A 17,889-nucleotide genomic window follows, 5' to 3' on the forward strand; every position below is an offset into this window, starting at 1 on the left:
ATGGCCTACATGGAACAACTGCAGTCGGGGTTGAAGTACCTGACTGCAGCGGGGGAAACAGGGCGCCGCAGTCTGGACGGCATGCTTGGACCGGTGAACGGCGCCATTGGGGAAATCAGCGGCGCCGCCTCCGAACTGAGCGACTTGCCGTTCATTGGTCCTGCGGTCGGGGCCAAGGTGCAACGGCTGATGCGTGGGGTCAACGCCGCACAGGCCAAGGTCGGCGCGGTGGTGGCCACCTACAACAAAGCCACCCGGGCGGCCTCGCAAATTGAGGAACGCCTCGGCGTGCTGAAAGAGCAGGCGGGCAAGGCGGCGACCGCGATCAACAAAATCGCAGGCAAAGTCAGCCCGTCACTGGCCAACATCGTGCCGACCGGCGTGCTGGGCGCAGACGCGACCCCGGCCGCCGAAGCGGTAAAACCGTTCCCGCACCTGCTGATCATGCAACCGCTCAAGCCCGGATCGACACCGTTCTACTTCAACCTGGACACCGCCGCTTTCGACGAACTCAAGCGTTCCAGCGAATACCGCTGGGCTTCACAAGAGCGCCTTAGCCGTCGCCCGGCGCAGCAAGCCGTGGGCATGGGTGAAGAACGCATCACCCTGACGGGCGCGATTTTTGGCGGGTTCAAAGGCGGCATCAAACAGCTCGACACCCTGCGCAGCATCGGCGCCCAGCTCCAACCGCTGGGCCTGACCACCGGCTATGGCGACGTGCTGGGCAACTGGTGTTTGAAAAACATCGAAGAAGAACAAAGCGCCCTGCTGCAAGGCGGCATCCCGCGTAAACAGGGCTTTACCTTGGAGTTTGTGCGCTATGGCGACGACCTGCAGAACGGCTAGCGGTGACGTGCTCGACACCATCTGCCAGAACTACTACGGCCACCTCAATGGCTCGGTCGAGGCCGTGCTCGATGCCAATCAGGGGCTGGCCGAAGAGGGGCAGCCATTCAAGGCCGGGCTAGTGATTCACCTGCCTGATTTGCCCGCGCCGAGTGATGAGGTGGTGATGTTGTGGGGTTAGCCTAAACGCACTTCATTCAGCAGCTCGGGATGGTGATCGAGCAGTTTCAGTAACTTCACCAGTGCCAGTGGTGGTTTGGTTTTGCCGTTCTCATAACGGGAAAACGCATTCACGCCACCGCCGAAAATCTCGGCCGCTTCACGCTGGTCCAGGTCTAGTTTTTTACGCACAGTTGTGATGAAGCCTGGATCAACAATCGAAGCATTCACTTGTTTGTTGAAGGCCAGCATTGCAGCACTGACGCGGGTGGATTCGCTGGCATCCAGCACGGTTTCACCACAGGCCGGGCAGAATTCGCCGGTGACCGAAGGGATCACAGTGGACTCGTTCTTGTAGGTGTAAGGCACGTCGCGGGTGTCATGCACCAGCTCTGCCGAGACGCAAGATGGACATTTCATGTTCATAGCTCCTTGAAGGACACGATGAGCACATCATCAATGACCGTGAGTTTCAGGTAGACCTCGCCAGCGTGGGTTTTACGCCGGTACACGTCCTGCCAGACCTTATGGTCTGCATGCGTGGTCATGCTCTTGTAAAAGTCAGCGGGCGCCAGTGCCATTACCACGCTGACGATGCCGTCAAAGTCGAAGCCTAAAGCCGCGCCACCGGTCAGTGCTGACAGGGTAGAGCGCACCTTGCCCGCTTCAATCAGGGCTTTAACGGTGTGTAGTTTGCAGTGCGGGGTCTTTTTCTCCATGCGGCGAAAATTAACCTACTTGGTTTAATTTGGCAAGTAGGTTAATGCGCTGAGCATAGTCCGTTTTATAACCGAGTGATGTTTCTTTACAGCCCCGTCCAGAGCGGGGCTTTTGCCGTTTGGAGAATGTATGACACCCACCTTCCGCATCGTCGCAGACGGTGCCGACATCACCGCGCTGATCAACGACCGCCTGCTGTTGCTGCGCACCACTGATAAACCCGGGATGGAGTCCGACGACTTTGAACTTCGCATCGATGACCGTGATAGCGCCGTGTCATTGCCAAGCCGTGGGGCGAGTATCGAAGTATTCCTCGGCTACAGCGGCACCGCATTAACCCGCCTCGGGCGCTATACCGTGGACGAGGTCGAGTTGTCCGGCCCGCCCGATACGCTGGTGATCCGTGGCAAAGCCAGCGACATGCGCGGCAGTGGCAAGACTACCCGCAGTGGCAGTTGGGAAGGTGTGAGCCTGGCCAGCATCGTCACTGACGTAGCCGCACGTAATGGCTGGTCGCCCGTGTGCTCAGTGACCACCGTGGTGCCCCGTGCTGACCAGCTCAACGAGTCAGATTTTAACTTCATTACACGCTTGTCAAAGCAGTTTGACTGCACCGCCAAGGTGGCGGACAGCAAACTGCTGGTTATGCCCAGACAAGGCGGGCAAAGCGCGAGCGGCACGGCGCTGGGCACCATCACCCTCACGCGCAGCGCCGTCAGCCGCTGGCAATTTCGCCTCACTGATTGCAGCACCCACAAAGCCGTCAGCACCCAGCATCAAGACAAAAAGACCGGTCAGTTAAAAGTCGTCACCCTGGACAACGACGAGTCTCCGGACGGCCTGCCGCCCGTGCATACCGACCGACATATCTACCCGAACAAGTCCGCCGCCGAACAAGCGGCGAAAGCACGGCTCTCTGCCTTCAATCGCTCGATCGCTGCGGTACGCCTAGAAATGCCCGGCCGTACGGATCTGTATGCCGAACGAACGATCAACGCCCAAGGCTTCAAGTCCGGGCTTGATGGTGAGTACCTGGTGGACTCGGTGGAGCAGGTCTTCACCCAAAGCGGCTGGAGCACCACCGTCGAATGCAACGGCGGCAAAAAAGGCAAAGCCAAGGCTAAAGGCAAGAAGCCAAAAGCCTCCCTCAAAGTCGTATCGCTAAAAGCAGAGTAAACCCACACCCAGCCGGCCATGAGCGGGCGTTAACGTTAGGGCAAGCCTATGTCGATCACCCAGCAGCAACTCCAGCAGATCCTCCCCAACGCCGGCCAAACAGCCGGCGTTTTTGTTCCAGTGCTAAACACCTCGATGGTCCGCTTCCAGATCGTCGGCACGAAGCGCATCGCCGCCTTTATCGCCCAGATCGGCCACGAGTCCGGCCAGTTCCGCTACGTCCGCGAACTGGGCAATGACCAATACCTGAGTAAATACGACACCGGCACACTGGCCAAGCGCTTGGGCAACACCCCCGAGGCGGATGGCGACGGCCAAAAGTATCGAGGCCGTGGCCTGATCCAGATCACCGGCCGAGCCAACTACATGATGTGCGGCGAAGCGCTGGCCCTTGACCTGATCAACCATCCGGAACTGCTGGAAAAGCCGCAACACGCGTGCATGTCAGCAGCATGGTTCTGGGCGAGCAGGGGGCTCAACACCTTGGCCGACGCGGGCCAGTTCGACACCATCACCCGCCGCATCAACGGCGGCCAAAACGGCGCAGCAGATCGTCAGGCACTGTATGCCCGTGCCCTCAAGGTGTTGGCGTGAAGCTCGATGCGGTGAAGTGGGGCGGGGCAATGCTGCTGATGCTCGGCCTTATGGGTGGCAGTGCATGGGCGGCATGGGCGTGGCAGGCCAACGCCTACGACAAGAAACTCGCCAAGCAAGAAGCCACCCACCAAATAACCCTGACCCATCTGGCCAATGCCAACTCAGCGCTAATTCTCGCCGAGCAGGGCAAACGCCTCGCCCTGGAGCAATGGCTGGCAGCCAGCGACCAAGCCCATTATCGAGCCCTGACTGATGCCAAAACTAATCAAACCCGCCTGCGTGATCGCCTTGCTACTGCTGACCTGCGGCTGTCAGTCCTACTCGACACCACCGCCACAAATGATCGTGACGGAATGCAAGCCACCACCGGCCCCGGCTGCGTGGTTCATGGAACCGCGAGAGCCCAACTTGACCGAGCGCATGCTCAACGAATTATCGGAATCACCGGCGACGGCGACCAAGGACTGATAGCGCTGCAAGCCTGCCAGGCCTATGCCAAAGAAGTCTCAGGCAGGCGTAGATGATTTTTATACTGCATATCTCGAGATATTAATATGTTAGCTATGCGATCTAGTAGAAATATACTTTAAGGTGGGCGAGGATATGTGCTCTTTAAAAGTGTGGCAAGTTAAGTGAGGCGCATTGTTGGTATTATTACTTGTTGTTATTTGATTCAAGATTCACTGTTTAGTAGGTCTCAGTAAAATGCCTTGAAATAAAGTCGTAGGGCGTATACCATTGTATGGTTCAAGAACGTTTGGTATGGGCGGGCTATACAAAGGATTGCAGATGTCTAAAGTTTTGGCTATTAAGCCTGTAACTATAAAGTATGCCAACGAGTTTATTGGTCTTCACCACAGGCATCATCGGCCAACTGTGAGGAATAGTGGTCGGTGGGCATTGGCAGTAGTCGATATAAACTTGGAAGTAGTAGGGGTTGCTATCGCCGGCAATCCAGTGTCAGCAACATATATGGATGGTTTTACTATAGAGTTAACTAGGGTTTGCGTAAAGCTGGGATCTCCTAAAGGTGCATGTAGTTTTCTAATAAGTAAATGTTGCACTGTTTGGAGAAATATGGGTGGTAAGCGAGTTGTAACGTATACTCTTGAAAGCGAATCTGGCGCGTCCCTACGAGGCGCAGGATGGAAATTGATGGCTACTGTAAAGCCGCATGAGCGATGGGCCAATAAAAGTAAGGTGGACGGTATTGAGCGAGCAAGATTGCAAGTTTATCAAGTGAATAAGTATAGGTGGGAAAAAGCGCTGGAGGAGGTTTCTTGATGAAAGTTATTTGTGCGTTCAGCTCGGATAGTCGACCTCTTTACATTGCTGATATTTATCGGGTTTTGGCTCTTCCAGAAGATTATATCGTTAGGTTTAGATATAAGAAAAAGTATGTCGGGGATGCCATCTTAAATTCCCCGCAGAGTGTTGTTGGCATGGATGTGGCGGTTTTTTTTTCAGGAGGTAATAAGGATGTATCAACTTCTAACAATAATTTAACTCATGTATCAGTGCGGATGGCAAAAATAGTTAAGGTCGAAATCAGTAAGTGCACAAATGTTTTTCATGTGAGCTTGGTACTTAAAGATTTTTGTGATCTTTCGTTGGTGAATGTAGAGCATGGGAAATTTTTTGTTGAGGCGGAGTGTAAAAAAAACACAGTTGATGTTCTTTGGGCTGATCGTGTAGAAGCGGTCAAACAGTTTTTTCCACTGATTCTTTTTTTTCACATAAAAGGGATATACTCAAAGTGTGGTAAAAAGCTTCTAGTCAAAAGGGGTGGGCAGTCAACTTGTTTTTACTCCCTTAATCATGGCGAAGATTATTACATTGACTTGGCCTTAGGCACCCATGAATCGCCTAATCTACATGTTGGGTTGGGAATTAATGGAGGGGATGAGCTTTTAGTAAACTGTATTAATCCTTTGCAAACATCTGCAGAGTATGATGATGAGCCAATCTATATCTCTGCAAAATCTTTGCAGTTGTATAGGCAGACCGGGCTTATACGGTTTGCTCCTGTTTATACATCCGATGCGTCTAAAAACCATGAGTTGGCTGAATATGCAGTGAATGTTGCTTTAGATCTTAAGTTGAGTAAGCGTCGATCTTTATTGTTCGCTAGTTATAGTACATGTGCTGCATTATCAATTTTAGGCGTGACTACTGATTTTGGGCTTTCTGCAATGGTGGGTTATGCTGTAAAATCAATATCTGCACTTTTTTTCTTGGCCTCTGCTTTTGTGCTGTATAGTTATTTTGATAAAAAATAAGTGTTTCATTTTTTTCTCAAATCAATATGTTTATGATTTTTATGTTTGTTGGGCGTATGCATGTTAATGATTTGGGATATACTGCATTTTAGTTTAAATTTATTGTAATTATGCTGTGTGATTTGTTGCATGAATAAGTCGTCAGTATGCTCATTGTTAATAATTGCTCTTTCAACTAGTCGTTCTCCCCAGTAGTCTTTTCTCCAAGCGCCTTGCCAGTTAGTTGTCCCTCCATTTTTGAATTTGATAGGGCGCTTGAGTATGTCTAGGCACGCATTTTCGATATGTTTCACATCTATCCAAATGTTATCCAAGAGATTTTTTTTCCGATAGGCGTATTTGATCTCTCTGATTTTAAGCATCGTTGAATATGTATATGTATTTAGGTTGAGTTTTTTTAATGCGCTCTCATAACCGAATGCATAGCAATCATTTAATGCGTTTTTGCAGTATATGCAGCTTCTAAGGGATACATATAATACGTCGCAAAGCCAAAGTATACCGAGTGAAGTATTTGGGTACCATTTTATTGAGTCTATGAATTCGATGGTGTCGTCTAGAAGCTTGCGCACCTGGGTTTTTGAAGGACGATATCCTTTGTAGAATCTCATCAAGTCTGTGTTTCCAGAAATGTAAATTGAGTCGATATCTAGGTGCGTGAGGAATAATGACCCTTTGGCGCGCATTTTTTTTATAGTGTTTAAAGAGTAAAACATCACAGGGCCGAATTCTTTCTCTATACTTGAGAAGTTTGGGGGGGTGTCCCATATGCAAACCCGATCAATGTCACTGCTTGGGTTGTTGTCACCCCTAGCAGATGAGCCGCATTCAATTATTATGTAAGACATTATTTGACTATCCGTTTGACAATAATTGCAGTGACAACCGCGCACCAAGCTACAGATATTAATAGGAAAGTTATAGTTATAGCCATCGGTATAATATCGTATTTTGGAGTCATATCGCCATATCCTACAGTGGTAAATGATACAACTGAGAAGTAAACGGACTGCAAGATGCTGAGTTCTTTCTCCTTAAAGGTGCCGTCAATTAAATAAGAATAGCCTAGGATTAAGCCAGCTGTCACGTATAGCGAGTTTTTTATGCCGTACCCATAACCTAATAGATAATCGAACAGTAATCCTCGTAAAAATTTGTTTGGGTGTCGATTTTTGCCGCGCAAATAATCATATCTCCTGTAAAATTGAAATTTTTTGTCTGAGTTCATGGCAAATTCTTCTTGGTGCATGTTTTTAGAATTTCTGTAAAGAGTTTGGAAAAGGCTCGCATTTATGTTCGCCCAGTTCCAGTGCCACTTCCAAGAGAATTTAAATGATGTCGGGTCTAAATATGTAGAACTGATTTTGGTTTTGTAAAAAGCACATTCCGAAAAAAAACATTGATGAAATTCCACCTCTGTTATCCGTGCACCATTAAAAATGCAATCAATAAATTGGCAGTCTTGGAATATAGAATTTGCTATGAGTTGATGTGAGAATATACATTTTTTGAATGTGACTCTTTTTAAAGTGGGCTGGGAGGGCTGGTTTCCTTCTAGTGGAAAATATACGAATGAGCATTCTATGATGCTGCCTGGGGTGATAGAACTTGCTAATATCTTTTTATCTATTATTTCCTTGATTCGTGGGGGTAAATTCTCACGATTTTTGATATTTTTGTAGATGTTCTTCAAGCGGTTAATTGTTGGTATCGTCATTTTTTTAATTTGTTCTATTGTCGATGATTGGCATTGGCATTGGCATTGGCATTGGCATTGGCAGTGATTTAGTGGTTGTCGAAAATTTATGTGTGTGCATGTTTTCGATGACTACCGTTGATAAAATTTGCTGGGGTTTAAGCAATAAATATTTTTCTATCTCCAGTCTGATGTCATTTTTTAACGTGGCGAAAATTCAGTAGCTCTATAAGGTCACTCATCGTTAGTAGCCATTTTTTTTGATAGTGGGTATAGGTTGAGTGAATGGGTGTCGGAATAACCAGTCGTAAACTATTAGACTGCATCTCCGAGGTTTGTCTCTCACTAATGGCCGCTTCTAACGTGATCAGATGCTTGAGTGGTATTTTATTGGCCTCACTAAGGACTTGTCGCCATCGATCTTTGCAAGTTGTCTTGGCTCCCAGCATATGTAACTGTTCTGCCGGAAACTCTGAATTATGATACGAGCTGAAATTAGGAAATATAAAGTCCGGTTTTGAGTTGTTTTCCGTGGTGAATCCTTTACCGCCACCTTGTTCAAAACGCAGTCCGTGTGCAGTGAAAATCTCACTGAGATAGTGTTCAAAAGCATGACCAACACGGGATTTTCGTCGATTTTGCACACTCAACGAAAAACTGATGAATCCGTCAACATCAGCTCCGTCTTTGCCAAATCCTTCACGTAGTCTGTCCTGAACCAAGTGGCGTTCGTAAATCCTGAACAGTTTTTCCTCGTGGTCCATCCAGTTAAGAATGGCTTGATCCGGGTCTGCAAGTGGATCTACTTTTGGCTCAATGGATTCACGGGCAAATTTAGAAAATGCAGATGTTGTTGGAAATTTCTCGCCGCCAAACAGTTTTACAAGGCGCTCTAGCCAAGCATCATCACCTGTCTCAAACTGACCTGTCTCAATGCCGAGATCTTCCAGCATCAGTCTTAGCGGAAGAAACAAGCGGAGCGTTTCAACGCTACCGGCTTTAAATCGTTCGTCAACATTATCGAGCGCAAAAAGAACGCGAAGCTGCCGTTCTATTGTGCTTCCAGCCGGGGTGAAAACCATCAACAAAGAGTCGTCACGCAGCTTGGCCACCAGCAAAAAGTCACCTTCTGAAAGCAATTCAGTGACTGCATTTCTAGGGTAGTAAAGTCTGTATTCCGGGCCACGATGCGGCTGTTTTCTACGGCAGTCATACCACGTGACGTCAGCCTCAACGGTTTCTGGGGCGACTGAATCGTCAGCGATGTAAATCTGCTTTGTCTTGAACCGGTACTCTTGATCTTTAGAGGGGGTGCCCAAGTACTGTTTAAATCCTGCCGCAGGAAGCCCGCCAATCTCATGCTGGTTGGAGCGTTTAGGATCAGCATCGACAGCGCTCAAGTATTTTGCCGCTACACCTTCGAAGTAGTCACTGATACGGTCTGAGAACATGCGGATTCCAAATGGGTTTCGTCTATCTGGGCTAACGCTGAACCTTGTAGCAGCCAGTAAACAATTTGGTCAATCAACAATGGTGTTCTTTGCTTTTTCATGGATCGTACGGCGCACTCCCAAATGGTTAACACCCGCCATCTCTGAGCCCTTAAGGCAGCGATCTGCAGTTCATCCCGTGCCTGGTTTTTGCCTATTTTTTCCAGCCAGAACTCCTGACGGGTTTGGGGGATTTTGAAATAGCGGCATCGGTGACCGTGCCAGAAGCAGCCGTGGATAAAGATTGCAGCTTTATACTTTGGCAGTACCAGGTCTGGCGTTCCCGGAAGGTTTTTTGCGTGCACACGAAAACGAAACCCTCTGGCATGCAGGGCTTTACGGATCAAAAGTTCGGGAGAGGTGTTCTTGCTCCGGATGTTGGACATCATCCGGGAGCGGGTTTCGACATTGACAATATCAGTCACGGCATCCTCCGCATCGGGGCGGCAGTGATGGCCCCGATGCTTGTGTGGAGAAATCCGGGGCACTTAATGCTGCTTAGGGGCTGCGGTTTTGGCTTTCGCGGCCAAAATCCGGTCCTTCATCAGTCGCGCAACTGCCTCAAACACGGGAACCGCAACCGAGTTACCAAATTGACGATACGCTTGCGTATCCGAAACTGGAATCACGAATTTGCTTTCACCCGGTTTATCGAAGCCCATCAAACGGGAGCATTCATGAGGCGTAAGTCTGCGAGGGCGATTCAGCTGATTGAGCTCACTATTAAAATCAAGTTTCTCTGAAAAGCCGCGATCCACCAATATTTCTGACCCGTCTTTGTGGTATCGGGCCGAGAGAGTGCGTGCAACGTCATTCGGCCCTGTCAAACCAAACCCGAAGCCGTTGCCTTTCTGGCGGTGTTTCTCGGCATACCTGTAAAGGTAATCCCAGAGTTTCGGCGTGAGGATGTACTTGCTGTCCACTTCTTCCTTCGGCTCCAAGATGTCGCCAAAAGTTGGTCGTTGTTTAGGTATTAGCTTGTCGATATCACGTAATGTGAAGCCCTCATGGATGCCCAGGTCGCGCCGGAAACCCACCAATACGATACGTTCCCGGTGTTGTGGAACGAAGTTTCTGGCGTCGATGACCTTGGGGTCTGCACCTTTGGGTGCGTTGACGTCCGCGACTTCATAGCCGAGCTCATCCAGTGCTTCGCAGATGATTCGGAATGTATTCCCCTTGTCATGGCTTTTCAGGTTTTTGACATTCTCCAGCAAGAAAGCTGCCGGGCGTTTGGCTTTGATGATTCGAGCGACGTCGAAAAACAGTGTGCCTTGAGTCTCACACTCAAAGCCGTGTTTACGGCCCAATGAGTTTTTCTTGGAGACGCCTGCCAAGGAGAACGGCTGGCAAGGAAAGCCGGCCAGCAGGACATCATGATCAGGGATTTCGCGGTCTATGTTCTGGTAGGCAGCTTCCTCGCTAACGTCGAGCTGGTCAGACAAGGTAACTGTGCGTATGTCCTGATTGAAACGATGACGCTCAGGGTCGCAATAGTGGTTTGCCTTATAGGTGCGGACTGCGTAGGGGTTCCACTCTGAAGTAAATACGCATTCACCTCCGATGGCTTCAAACCCCTTGCGAATACCACCAATGCCCGCAAAGAGGTCGATGAAGGTAAATGTGGTCTTTTTTGTGGGCTTGGGTGGAAGAAGCGATTGTAGGAACAGGTACTCGGCATGTGTCAGGCGAGGGGATGCCTTGCCTTTCACCCAACGGTTTATCGTCTCTCGACAGTGCGGCGAGTTAATTTCTTTGAGCTTTGCAGCAAGCTGCCCTTGGTCATAAATCTCAAGGAGTTTATGTACCAGCACAAGGTCTTCTGTTTTGTGTGACTGATTGATTGGTAGCCCCAACTGAGCAGATTCAAGCGCTGTGCTTTCAAATAGGGTCATGAGTACTGCTTTCCTCTGGGTAAAATCTGTGACGAATTGTCACCATTCTATCCCTGTATTTTGGGATGTAAATTAATATCTTCCCGTTCGATCAAATTAGCTCTTGCGCTGGAGTATTACGCATCGGGGCTGGGATTCTGATTAGATTGCTGTATATCCAAACAGTGCGCAAGGGGCGCCATTTACTTTCAGACGTGTGCCCGTCGTTATGGATTTGTATTTGATACGCCGTGAGTGTTCTTGTCTCTGGACGTCGCGAAGGCAAAGGGAGTGATTTTGGGCGGGCTATAACCGTTTACAGGGTTCACCTTGAAGCCTGATACCGTTCGTCTATACAGTAAGCCCTAGATCCTTCGAGGGTGAACTCATGCTCAATACCCAATCAACAGCCCGCGCCGCAAACGTCGATCACGTAGTCGCTACCAACAAGCTTGAAGGCGCCCGCACCAGCGCTTATGTGGCGAGCAAAATGGCCGAATATCGGGATGGCAAGATATCTTCCGCAGAGCTGCTGGCAGCCACCAAAGCTCGTTATGGCTCAAAATGACAAGCGATTTCACTCATGATGAGGGCAATGATCATTACTACGTTGCCGGTCATTCAGTTGAGGATGATCCCTACGTCTTCCCAACTGCGTTCTGATCAACCTTTTGAACATCCAGGACACCGTCACCTTAGGGGGAGCTGAGACCGACTTTGCGTCTGTCCGGATTATCCAAATCCAGAATGAGCCATCCAAGGCGATTTTTCCCTAAACACATCCAGGCTATTCATCGGTTTATGCTCCCAGATTTCCATCCTTGGGCAGGTGAGTGCCGAAAACTCGATATTGCCAAAAACGACACTATTTTTCTGGCTAATCAAGAAATAGAATCTGAGTTTAACGATATGTGGCTACGCCTCAAGAAAAGTGACTTTCTTTCTGACTTGAATGGGGATCTCAAGGGCTTCGCTGCTGAGGCAGGCGTTGCATTTGGCAGCATCAATCATATTCATCCATTCCGAGAATGGTAACGGTCGAACACAGCGTGAGTACCTAGATGCATTAGCACGGCGCGCTGGTTTTTTTTCTGGAGCGGGGTGGAGTTTCCAACCTAGCCATGAAAGACGCTTGCGTTGAAGCGGAGATTGACCCGGGGTGCAAGGCTCTGGCGAAATTGATCCGCTTAAGCGCAAAACAGCTCTGACTTTCGCAGGCACATACTAGATGTTCAAGAACTTCTCCTTACTGGGTTTCAACGCCTAAGAAACACACAGGCGTGGTACCAGAACCAAAAATCGCCCCCTTATAGACTGACGCTTGCACCCAATCAGTTGCGTCAAAGTAGCGGCACCAGAAACCCGCTACAAACCGCAGGCTGTATGTCTTTTTTAAAGGATTTTGAAAAACGGCAGGTTGTGACTTGTCCACCGCTGTCCCAGGTCTGCTATAGACCAGATGTAGTCACTTACTGCCAACTCAGTCAGTCCCAGACATCCCTTGTCAGTGATCTACATCATGTGTTTTTTCTCCGATTATTCATGTCTTTAAGTTGGAAAGTTTTATTTTTCTGGATGTTGCTAATTTTCCAGGGCTTGGTCAGAATTGCTTTGATGTGTAGTACAAGGGCGACAATAAATGAGCTTGCTGACCACTTTTGGGCCTCTCCGAGATATTCCCCTAGACAACATCGAGCAGCTAAAGGAAATACTTGTTCGGTCTGACAAAAGCAGGTTGCTTGAAGGATTGGTCATTGAGGCTGTGTTCAATGAGTACCTCGGCAAGCTGGTTGCTCAAGGAATCGATGTTTTACCGGTTTCTCTCGTAAGGACTCTGACGGTAAAGATAAAGCCACAAAAGAAATTCGTGACATCTTGGTGGGTGTGGGACCACTCCGATACAGGTCAAGCCGCAGCGGAACTGTGCCAAATTCTGGTGCCTTCGTCCGATAAGAGTGAGTTCCTGTTTGATTGCTACTATGACGAGATGAAGCGTGATTTCTTCATTAAGAAATGGGGAGAGCAAACCAACATCCCTATTCAGTCTTTCATGCTGGAAAAGCGAGGGCATTCGGCTCCCCGGTTCAGGATCCCATCGAAGTCGGTGATCGACGAGAATCGATCTCAGCAAGCCTTCTGGGCCGGTATTTTCAGCCACTATAGCGATGATATTTTTAAGAATGTCGTGCTTCATCGGCTGTTTAAGAACTGTGCGATACAACCTTTTTTCGAAGGCGTTTGGGACATTGACAGCTTAGCTCGATTGCCAGACAACTCTCTCGTGCAGTTAGAGGTGAAGCATAAGTACCCGCATTTTGACTCCGGGAAACTCTCTTTTGGCATTAACAATGGTCAGTTGAGAGTAATGCAGGATTTAGCAAGTAAAGGAATAAAGACCCTGCATATGATCATGGTGAAGCCTATCTGGAACAAAAATCATGGTACGGGCTATCTCTTAAATAAAATTGGCGAGCGGAAGAACGTGTTGCTGTTGGCAAAGCTATTGGATGCAGCTACGTTGCGCCGGATTCAATCTAGGCAGTCATGGAAGACGGGAGCAGAACAGTCCTTCACCGGCGAGGATGAACAGAAGGTCCGCTACGTTGACGCGTCTGAGTTTCAACTCCTTGGAACGCTTGATGATCCAGTTCACGCTGTGGCAATAAACATCGCCCTTGCCGCCACAGGCGCTCTCAACCAGCCTGTCACTGATCAGCTTTTAATTGATAACCGAATTCAGCGGTAAATACCGGTGACAGCTCACGATATTGATGCTGGCGGGGGAATCCTGGGCCCTGCGTTTCAAACGCAGGACTTATTTTCAGTTGTTTGTATTACTAAGTGCTAGGGTGGGATGCTATGAGGCTAACTTCGGATATGTAATCAGAGCAGCCAAAATTGTACTGTCATTGATTGGACGAACTGGGAAGGTGCTTTTGCATTGGGCGAATTCGTTTTGAATTGCTTGCTTGAAATTTGCTACAGCAAAAGATATTTATTATGTATCTATCTGATTTATAAGGGTTTATTACTTTAATAGATCCCATCCATCATAGGTGCCACGCTAAAGCGTCTGGACACCGCAGAGCCTGTGTTTACGTGGGGTGTGGCTGAATTCTGTACCATTTTGCTCTACGTGTTTTAGGCGTGTTTTGAGGGGTAAAAGGGCGGTTTCGAAGGTGCTGGTACAACGTACCATCTCATTTTCGAATTGTACCCGTTAACTATGGCCACGATCAGAGGGCGTAAACGCATCGACGGCAGCATCAGTTACACGGTACAAATACGCCTGATCCATGATGGGGTGCAAGTCTACCAAGAGAGCCAGACATTCGCCCGTAAACAGGCGACACAGGCGTGAAACTGAGCTGGACCAACCCGGCGCCATTGAGGGGGCAAACCGCGTGGACACCCCGGTCATTCGCCGACTGTTTGAAGAATTCACGTTGATATGGTGGATATTCGCGACAGGGGAAGGCTGAGGTCAGTGGGGAGTTGATGATTATGAAGTGGACGCCGAAGGCGTTGGGGATGTTGTTTTGATGTGAGGGGCTCGCGGGCATGAGTCCGGACCCGCTACGTGAGTTATCAGAGGCCGCATTTCAGCTCACGTTACAGGTGAGTTGAAATATGTATTTATCGTCATTGAAACGCTTGCCTATCAAAGCCTCGATGCTAGACAGTTGGGTGCTGCTAAGGTTGTAGCCCTCATCACCTCGCTGTGGAGATGACCAGTTCATGATTTTGGCTAGTTGGGCTTCGCAGCCATCTGGTAGAGCAACTTCAAAATCTAGAAATTCGTTCTCTTTATTGAATGCTTCGACGATAAACTTCATGGTTCTACCTCTCTGTTTTTATCAGCATCTTTAGTTTGTTCACCTGTTTCGTGATCAAACTCCCCAAGATGTTTTCCGCGCTTGTTGTATTTCTCAACAGCGCCATGTTGGGATGTACACCGGCTCTGCACAGAGGGTTTTGCCCATGCGGCCCAAGACGCGCCACCGTTTGGGCGACGTTGATGCCAAGGTGAGTCTAAAAAAGGGTCGTCTTTATCGTCCTTATTCTTCATGCGAAGTCCCTGCAAGAGTCCATTTCTAACCGAGTAGGTTGATGCCAAATTTCTGCTCGAGTCATTTTTATTTGGTAACTGGGGTTTTCATCGCCTGGTTACACTTCTGGGGATTTGACGTGCTTCAACCCCAGCGCGCGCCGTCGTCTTTCGCGTGTATCGACGAGCATCGTAATTTCCTTATCAGAGGTGCAGTACTCCGTGTGTGTCTAGGAAAAGTAACATGCTGATCATTTGACTGCCCCCGGCGCCATAGACATCTCCAGCCTATGCTGAGGCCAATCAGGAGGTGCCATGAGCAACCCACGTTATCCCGAAGAATTCAAAATCCAAGCGGTCAATCTAGTGACCGAAAAGAAGCTGCCTGTCGCTGATGTGGCAGCACGTCTTGGTGTGTCGACGCATAGCCTCTATGCCTGGATAAAGCGCTACAGCAAACCTCAAGCAGAATGGCAGCAAGACGACGATCAGCACGCTGAACTGCGTCGTCTACGAGCCGAACTCAAGCGTGTCACCGAAGAGCGAGACATCTTAAAAAAGGCCGCCGCGTACTTTGCCAAGGAGTGCGGTTGAAGTACGCCTTTATCAAGCAGTGAGCGGGCGACTATTCGATTCGACGGCTTTGCCTGACGCTGAAAGTCCATCCCAGTGGTTATTACGCTTGGTTATACGAAATGCGTTTCCGAGGCTTGGTGAAAAACACTGCTCAGAGGGTGACGCTGTTCGCCCTGTCGAACCTTTGGATGGCGCGTCGATATTTGCTCCCCAGCGCAGGAGAGGTGCGTCTGTAATGAGGGAAATAGCTGCTGCGAGGAGCGTTCAGCGGCAAACATGGATGGAATAGGCGGCAGACTTGATCGGTTTTGAACGGCTGCCGTTTTTTGAAAGCACCTATGGATCAGCAGTCGAAAAATAGCGGCCTACTTCAGACCATCTCTAAGCCACCTGAGTAGCAAACATACCTACCGCATCGACCACTCGCTTAGCGCCATCCTGAATCTCAACAATTACTTGTCCTGCCTGTGTCGCTAGTTCAAGACCTTGCTCAGCTTGGGACTTGCTGTTTGCCATATCAGAGACGGTCTCATCTACCAGCTTCTGGTTCTGCAAGACAACCGATGCGATTTCTTCAGTGGCCGCGCTGGTTCGTCCAGCCAGTTTCCGCACTTCATCAGCTACCACCGCAAAGCCTCGACCTTGCTCGCCTGCGCGGGCAGCTTCAATAGCAGCATTTAATGCCAGCAGGTTGGTTTGCTGTGCAATGCTGCTGATTGTCTGAATAATTGAGCTGATCAAAAGTGACTGTTTACCCAGCGCTTCGACCCCCTCAGATGCAGCCTGCATATCAACTGCGATTTTGCGCATGGTATGCATTGTGTCGTTGACTACGACAGCTCCTCGCTGAGCGCTGACATCTGTTTGCTGAGAAATTTCAAATGCAGTCAGGGCCGCTCCACTGACTTCTTGTTCATGGGCAACCTGGTCGGTCACCACCGTAGCAAATTTTACCACTTTGCAAAGTGTCCCTTCGGTGTCATAAACCGGGTTGTAGGTTGCTTCCAGCCATACAGGTTGGCCGCGACTGTCTATACGTTCAAATCGCCCGGCGACAAATTCACCTTTGTTCAATGTAGACCAGAAATCCCTGTATTCCTGGGACGAAACTTGTTCGGACTTACAGAAAATACTGTGGTGACTCCCCTTGGCTTGTCCTAGGTTGTAGCCCATCGCTCGTAAAAACTGATCATTTGCCATTAGCACATGCCCCGAGAGGTCGAACTCGATGACTGCCGTCGAACGAAGTAATGCCTCAATGAAGGAGGCGTTTTCCGACGCTTTCTCTACTCGGGAGGTAATGTTTGTCGCGTAGCAAGTGACATGACTCAATTCGCCGCTCGCTTCTGAGATTGGCTGCCAATGCGCATGAAGCCACACTAATGACCCGTCAGCATGCAGATACCTGTAATCGTCGGTGACGGATTTACCTGCGGCAACTGCTGCTCGAAAGTTATGAAAGCACAGCAGCTTGGAGACGTACTGCGGAACAATCTCGGCCATGGCGCGACCTATAAGCTGACCCGGGCTGTAGCCCAACGTATTTGCAAAGTTTTCGTTGCATTCAGTGATTTTAAATGTCGAATCGATACTCAGCATTAACATTTCACGGCGTAGGCCATCACGCAGTTGGCGTAGCTCCGACAGTTCGTCTGCCTGAGTTTGAAGCTGTTTCTTAAGCGTATTGTTGAACATTGAGAGCCGCCTCTAGGGTCATACCGATACGTATCGGCAAGTTATGCCGCATTGTGAGGATGTCCGATGGGAAATCCCCCGTTTCCAAACCGCGTTTCATTTTTAATAGGGCTCATGACTGCTTCTGCACGATAACTGCCTGCCACGAAGGGCAGTTCCCCGCCAGAAGCAGGCTTTTACGAACGACGAGTTCTGGCAAAAATCGGACGTTAAAGTCTTCACCGTAGGCCCCTTTTTAACCCTACAACGGCAGTATTGCGTGACTTTGTTCAAATGCTTGCTTTGGATTGGAGCTCCGTGCATACGTTGCATACCAACGCGAGCATGATCCGCCAGTGCTGCGGAACGGTGACCAATGAGCACGGATCGGATTTAGTCAGCATGTTGCAGCTGGCATTGAAGTTGTAGCCGCTTGTAGCTCTGCACACTGAGTTCTGTGCATCCCACTAGCGTGTTGTTTGGACAAAAAACCGCCTCGGCTACGCCGAAGCGGCAGACTTCTCAACTATTACTGACCTTTGACGTAGTCTCGTAGCCGTTGAAAGACATCTTCATAATGGAGTGGTGAGCGTAAACGGAAGGCGCATCTCTTCGACAGGCCCGGTATCCCGGCCACACATTTCGTCATGCACGCATTGCTGCACCAGCACACAAGGAAATGCCGGCACGGTCTGCAGCAAATCACGCAGGTGGGTCATCGAACGCAGGTGCATCGGCTTGGCCGCCTCGTCAA

General features: G+C 49.3%; 19 protein-coding genes and 4 pseudogenes. 13 read left to right on the plus strand and 10 right to left on the minus strand.

What is annotated here, in order from left to right; translation table 11 throughout:
- Both HBN68_RS14245 and HBN68_RS14250 read left to right on the plus strand, forming a co-directional pair.
- Positions 1–846 (plus strand): phage tail protein, encoded by an 846-nt coding sequence (locus HBN68_RS14245; protein ID WP_169964912.1) that lies wholly within the window; start codon positions 1–3, stop codon positions 844–846.
- Positions 821–1,027 carry a tail protein X gene (locus tag HBN68_RS14250; RefSeq protein ID WP_094991560.1) on the plus strand — a complete coding sequence of 69 codons (207 nt, stop codon included), beginning with the start codon at positions 821–823 and terminating at the stop codon, positions 1,025–1,027. Before HBN68_RS14245 ends, HBN68_RS14250 begins: the two co-directional genes overlap by 26 nt.
- Here HBN68_RS14250 and HBN68_RS14255 read toward each other — a convergent pair.
- Together HBN68_RS14255 and HBN68_RS14260 are read right to left on the minus strand one after the other, a co-directional pair.
- Entirely contained in the window at positions 1,024–1,425 is a 402-nt protein-coding gene (locus tag HBN68_RS14255) for a type II toxin-antitoxin system MqsA family antitoxin (RefSeq protein ID WP_047275764.1), read from the minus strand. The two genes, HBN68_RS14250 and HBN68_RS14255, sit on opposite strands and share 4 nt — an antisense overlap.
- Positions 1,426–1,427: 2 nt before the next feature.
- The gene (locus HBN68_RS14260) at positions 1,428–1,724 is read right to left on the minus strand and encodes a type II toxin-antitoxin system MqsR family toxin (protein ID WP_048374838.1); all 297 of its coding nucleotides are present in this window, start codon (positions 1,722–1,724) and stop codon (positions 1,428–1,430) included.
- Positions 1,725–1,854: 130 nt separating this feature from the next.
- Between HBN68_RS14260 and HBN68_RS14265 the strand changes: the two genes are divergently transcribed.
- The 5 genes from HBN68_RS14265 (at position 1,855) to HBN68_RS14285 (ending at position 5,777) form a co-directional block, all read left to right on the plus strand.
- Positions 1,855–2,901 (plus strand): contractile injection system protein, VgrG/Pvc8 family, encoded by a 1,047-nt coding sequence (locus HBN68_RS14265; RefSeq protein ID WP_169964914.1) that lies wholly within the window; start codon positions 1,855–1,857, stop codon positions 2,899–2,901.
- 48 nt (positions 2,902–2,949) lie between these two features.
- Positions 2,950–3,495, plus strand: a complete 546-nt coding sequence (locus tag HBN68_RS14270) for a glycoside hydrolase family 19 protein (protein ID WP_169964916.1) — start codon at positions 2,950–2,952, stop codon at positions 3,493–3,495.
- Positions 3,492–4,022: a lysis system i-spanin subunit Rz gene (locus HBN68_RS14275; RefSeq protein WP_346010210.1), complete on the plus strand. Its 531-nt coding sequence runs from the start codon at positions 3,492–3,494 to the stop codon at positions 4,020–4,022. Before HBN68_RS14270 ends, HBN68_RS14275 begins: the two co-directional genes overlap by 4 nt.
- Before the next feature lie 265 nt (positions 4,023–4,287).
- Complete coding sequence (locus tag HBN68_RS14280; RefSeq protein WP_169964918.1) at positions 4,288–4,782, plus strand: XF1762 family protein; 495 nt, start codon at positions 4,288–4,290, stop codon at positions 4,780–4,782.
- Positions 4,782–5,777 (plus strand): hypothetical protein, encoded by a 996-nt coding sequence (locus HBN68_RS14285; RefSeq protein ID WP_169964920.1) that lies wholly within the window; start codon positions 4,782–4,784, stop codon positions 5,775–5,777. Before HBN68_RS14280 ends, HBN68_RS14285 begins: the two co-directional genes overlap by 1 nt.
- Positions 5,778–6,624: 847 nt before the next feature.
- Here the strand turns inward: HBN68_RS14285 and HBN68_RS14290 are convergent.
- The 4 genes from HBN68_RS14290 to dcm form a co-directional block, all read right to left on the minus strand.
- A complete protein-coding gene (locus HBN68_RS14290) occupies positions 6,625–7,494 on the minus strand; it encodes an ion channel (RefSeq protein WP_169964922.1) in 870 nt (289 codons plus the stop codon).
- Positions 7,495–7,667: 173 nt separating this feature from the next.
- Positions 7,668–8,924, minus strand: coding sequence for a type II restriction endonuclease (locus HBN68_RS14295; protein WP_169964924.1), 1,257 nt, complete (start codon positions 8,922–8,924; stop codon positions 7,668–7,670).
- A complete protein-coding gene (locus tag HBN68_RS14300; protein ID WP_169859459.1) occupies positions 8,885–9,388 on the minus strand; it encodes a very short patch repair endonuclease in 504 nt (167 codons plus the stop codon). The genes HBN68_RS14295 and HBN68_RS14300 overlap by 40 nt, the downstream gene beginning before the upstream one ends.
- A gap of 63 nt (positions 9,389–9,451) precedes the next feature.
- Positions 9,452–10,858, minus strand: coding sequence for a DNA (cytosine-5-)-methyltransferase (dcm, locus tag HBN68_RS14305; protein WP_169964926.1), 1,407 nt, complete (start codon positions 10,856–10,858; stop codon positions 9,452–9,454).
- Positions 10,859–11,225: 367 nt separating this feature from the next.
- On the opposite strand from dcm, the gene HBN68_RS14310 reads away from it, so the two are divergent.
- The 4 genes and pseudogenes from HBN68_RS14310 to HBN68_RS22245 all read left to right on the plus strand — a co-directional run.
- Positions 11,226–11,405, plus strand: coding sequence for a hypothetical protein (locus HBN68_RS14310; RefSeq protein WP_169964928.1), 180 nt, complete (start codon positions 11,226–11,228; stop codon positions 11,403–11,405).
- A 179-nt stretch (positions 11,406–11,584) separates the two neighbouring features.
- Positions 11,585–11,872, plus strand: coding sequence for a Fic family protein (locus HBN68_RS14315; RefSeq protein WP_169964930.1), 288 nt, complete (start codon positions 11,585–11,587; stop codon positions 11,870–11,872).
- A 604-nt stretch (positions 11,873–12,476) separates the two neighbouring features.
- Positions 12,477–13,583, plus strand: a complete 1,107-nt coding sequence (locus HBN68_RS14320; protein WP_169964932.1) for a hypothetical protein — start codon at positions 12,477–12,479, stop codon at positions 13,581–13,583.
- Positions 13,584–14,063: 480 nt separating this feature from the next.
- Positions 14,064–14,241, plus strand: a pseudogene (locus tag HBN68_RS22245) (site-specific integrase); the annotation flags it as partial.
- A 198-nt stretch (positions 14,242–14,439) separates the two neighbouring features.
- Here HBN68_RS22245 and HBN68_RS14325 read toward each other — a convergent pair.
- Positions 14,440–14,673 (minus strand): pyocin S6 family toxin immunity protein, encoded by a 234-nt coding sequence (locus HBN68_RS14325; RefSeq protein ID WP_094992941.1) that lies wholly within the window; start codon positions 14,671–14,673, stop codon positions 14,440–14,442.
- Positions 14,670–14,786: pseudogene (locus HBN68_RS14330) on the minus strand (colicin E3/pyocin S6 family cytotoxin); the annotation flags it as partial. The pseudogene HBN68_RS14330 and the gene HBN68_RS14325, both read right to left, overlap by 4 nt.
- 414 nt (positions 14,787–15,200) lie before the next feature.
- On the opposite strand from HBN68_RS14330, the pseudogene HBN68_RS14335 reads away from it, so the two are divergent.
- A pseudogene (locus HBN68_RS14335) lies at positions 15,201–15,574 on the plus strand (transposase); the annotation flags it as partial.
- 3 nt (positions 15,575–15,577) lie between these two features.
- Positions 15,578–15,697 (plus strand): annotated as a pseudogene (locus HBN68_RS14340) (IS5/IS1182 family transposase); the annotation flags it as partial.
- 145 nt (positions 15,698–15,842) lie between these two features.
- Here HBN68_RS14340 and HBN68_RS22395 read toward each other — a convergent pair.
- Together HBN68_RS22395 and HBN68_RS14350 are read right to left on the minus strand one after the other, a co-directional pair.
- Positions 15,843–17,156, minus strand: a complete 1,314-nt coding sequence (locus HBN68_RS22395) for a methyl-accepting chemotaxis protein (protein WP_169964934.1) — start codon at positions 17,154–17,156, stop codon at positions 15,843–15,845.
- Positions 17,157–17,707: 551 nt separating this feature from the next.
- Positions 17,708–17,889: DUF6482 family protein (locus tag HBN68_RS14350; RefSeq protein ID WP_222931624.1), on the minus strand; the 182-nt coding region annotated here is incomplete at its 5' end.

This window comes from Pseudomonas sp. WS 5078 (assembly GCF_012985745.1).
Taxonomy (GTDB): domain Bacteria; phylum Pseudomonadota; class Gammaproteobacteria; order Pseudomonadales; family Pseudomonadaceae; genus Aquipseudomonas; species Aquipseudomonas lundensis_A.

Bases quoted from the DNA above. Each gene is read 5' to 3' on its own strand.
- HBN68_RS14245 (WP_169964912.1), top strand. From the start codon at position 1: ATGGCCTACATGGAACAACTGCAGTCGGGGTTGAAGTACCTGACTGCA.
- HBN68_RS14250 (WP_094991560.1), top strand. From the start codon at position 821: ATGGCGACGACCTGCAGAACGGCTAGCGGTGACGTGCTCGACACCATC.
- HBN68_RS14255 (WP_047275764.1), bottom strand. From the start codon at position 1,425: ATGAAATGTCCATCTTGCGTCTCGGCAGAGCTGGTGCATGACACCCGC.
- HBN68_RS14260 (WP_048374838.1), bottom strand. From the start codon at position 1,724: ATGGAGAAAAAGACCCCGCACTGCAAACTACACACCGTTAAAGCCCTG.
- HBN68_RS14265 (WP_169964914.1), top strand. From the start codon at position 1,855: ATGACACCCACCTTCCGCATCGTCGCAGACGGTGCCGACATCACCGCG.
- HBN68_RS14270 (WP_169964916.1), top strand. From the start codon at position 2,950: ATGTCGATCACCCAGCAGCAACTCCAGCAGATCCTCCCCAACGCCGGC.
- HBN68_RS14280 (WP_169964918.1), top strand. From the start codon at position 4,288: ATGTCTAAAGTTTTGGCTATTAAGCCTGTAACTATAAAGTATGCCAAC.
- HBN68_RS14285 (WP_169964920.1), top strand. From the start codon at position 4,782: ATGAAAGTTATTTGTGCGTTCAGCTCGGATAGTCGACCTCTTTACATT.
- HBN68_RS14290 (WP_169964922.1), bottom strand. From the start codon at position 7,494: ATGACGATACCAACAATTAACCGCTTGAAGAACATCTACAAAAATATC.
- HBN68_RS14295 (WP_169964924.1), bottom strand. From the start codon at position 8,924: ATGTTCTCAGACCGTATCAGTGACTACTTCGAAGGTGTAGCGGCAAAA.
- dcm (WP_169964926.1), bottom strand. From the start codon at position 10,858: ATGACCCTATTTGAAAGCACAGCGCTTGAATCTGCTCAGTTGGGGCTA.
- HBN68_RS14310 (WP_169964928.1), top strand. From the start codon at position 11,226: ATGCTCAATACCCAATCAACAGCCCGCGCCGCAAACGTCGATCACGTA.
- HBN68_RS14315 (WP_169964930.1), top strand. From the start codon at position 11,585: ATGAGCCATCCAAGGCGATTTTTCCCTAAACACATCCAGGCTATTCAT.
- HBN68_RS14320 (WP_169964932.1), top strand. From the start codon at position 12,477: ATGAGCTTGCTGACCACTTTTGGGCCTCTCCGAGATATTCCCCTAGAC.
- HBN68_RS14325 (WP_094992941.1), bottom strand. From the start codon at position 14,673: ATGAAGTTTATCGTCGAAGCATTCAATAAAGAGAACGAATTTCTAGAT.
- HBN68_RS22395 (WP_169964934.1), bottom strand. From the start codon at position 17,156: ATGTTCAACAATACGCTTAAGAAACAGCTTCAAACTCAGGCAGACGAA.